Genomic DNA, 1909 nt, shown 5'->3' on the forward strand with positions numbered 1-1909 from the left:
TACCAATTATGCAACAGGCAAAATAGGTACGCCTATTGATGTGATCTCCTTTCATGCTAAAGGACAACCTACGCTGGTTAATGGTAAGGTACGTATGAACATGGCCCCGCAGATCCGCGATATCAGGGAAGGGTTTAAAATTGTAGCATCCTATCCCGAAACTAAGAACACGCCAATAGTGATTGGCGAATCGGACCCGGAAGGTTGTGCGGCCTGCGGTATGGCTACCAATCCGTCAAACGCATATCGTAACGGCACCATGTATTCGAGTTATACAGCAGCTTCGATAGCAAGGGAATACCAGCTGGCAGATTCATTAGGCGTAAACTTTATGGGCTCGGTATCATGGTCGTTCGAGTTTGAAAACCAGCCCTGGTTTTATGGTTTTCGCGACCTGGCTACCAATGGGGTTGATAAACCGGTACTCAACGTTTTCCGGATGTTAGGCATGATGAAGGGTAAGCGATTAAAAGTAACCGGCGACCAGATGTATCCGCTTAAAACCGTAGCAGATAAAAGCATCAGGGGACGTAATACAGATATCGGCGCTTTGGCATCTGTAGATAAAAGAGAAATGACCGTATTGCTGTGGAACTATCATGACGATGACCTTCATGATGCAGGGAAAACTGTAGAAGTCAGGATAGAACACCTGCCGCCTACCTTCGTAAAACTCACCCAATATCGGATAGATGATGAGCATAGCAACGCCTATGAAGTTTGGAAAAAGATGGGCTCGCCACAAAATCCTACTGCAGGGCAAATTAAGGAGCTTGAAAAAGCAGGGCAACTACAAAAATTCGGAAAATCTGTTACACTAATAGCTAAATCAGGATTATCAGGCGCTACGGTAACTTTACCAAGACAGGGAGTGGCTTTTTTAAAGTTTAGCTGGTAGGTAAACTTTCTTTATTCACCATGTAAAAATCACCCCAATTGGCGTAACCGCAAAATATCGACAAAGTGTCAAGTGTATAGGTCGATGGCTTAAATTTGGCTGGAACAATACCAAATTCCCTATCAATGGTATTGAGGTTAATTTCACGACCCGTTTTTTTTAAAATCAGATCTTTAAGTATTTCGGCATCAAAAAAACCGCCATCAAATTGGGCATTATACAATACCCTGCCTTTGAGTTTTTCCAGGCAGGCATCAAAACAAGGTTTAATCAATTTAATCAGAACTTACAAGAGTAACGCAACACATCCAGTACCGGAACTTCAACAACTTAAAGTTGTAAAAATCATAATTAATTTTCAATTTGACATTATTAAGTAGTGGTGAATTGCGATTTTGTATCGTAGAAGCAGCGATTTCTTCTTTACTTTTTCAAAATAAGTTCTTCTTTTGCGGCCCAAAGGCCAATATCCTGCTTGGTAAGCGCAGCAGCCATCAGGTCGGGAAATTTATCAGGGGTACAGGCAAAAACAGGAACTCCCATATCGGCAAGGAATTGGGCATTGCGATGATCATACGAGGGTGAGCCATCATCGCTCAAAGCAAGCAGAACAACCAGCTGTACCCCTGCCGAAACCAGTTCAACAGCACGGCGACGCATTTCGGTTACGTTACCACCTTCGTACAGATCCGTGATCAGCACCAATACGGTATCGGTAGGCCGGGTAGCTATTTGCTGGCAATAGGTTAGCGCAGCGTTGATATCGGTACCACCACCCAATTGCACGCCAAACAATAATTCAACCGGGTCGGTTAGTTCTTCGGTCAAATCGGCAACGGCGGTATCAAATACCACCATTTTAGTTTTGATAGCCGGGATAGATGCCATAACACTCCCAAAAATGCCGGAATAAACCACCGATGAGCCCATAGAGCCGCTTTGATCCAGGCACAGGATCACATCTTTTAGCGATGAGCGCTTACGCCCGTAACCTATCCTTGTTTCGGGGAC

At 44.2% G+C, this 1909-nt stretch carries 3 protein-coding genes; 1 reads left to right on the top strand and 2 read right to left on the bottom strand.

The genetic code is table 11. The features are described from left to right. The coding region (locus VF500_RS01095; RefSeq protein WP_414688557.1) for a GH39 family glycosyl hydrolase at window positions 1–898 on the top strand (898 nt) is incomplete at its 5' end. Here the strand turns inward: VF500_RS01095 and VF500_RS01100 are convergent. Then, window positions 888–1172, bottom strand: coding sequence for a hypothetical protein (locus VF500_RS01100; protein WP_330857904.1), 285 nt, complete (start codon window positions 1170–1172; stop codon window positions 888–890). The two genes, VF500_RS01095 and VF500_RS01100, sit on opposite strands and share 11 nt — an antisense overlap. Before the next feature lie 149 nt (window positions 1173–1321). Further along, window positions 1322–1909: vWA domain-containing protein (locus VF500_RS01105; RefSeq protein ID WP_330857905.1), on the bottom strand; the 588-nt coding region annotated here is incomplete at its 5' end.

Source organism: Mucilaginibacter sp. (assembly GCF_036383575.1).
GTDB lineage: Bacteria > Bacteroidota > Bacteroidia > Sphingobacteriales > Sphingobacteriaceae > Mucilaginibacter.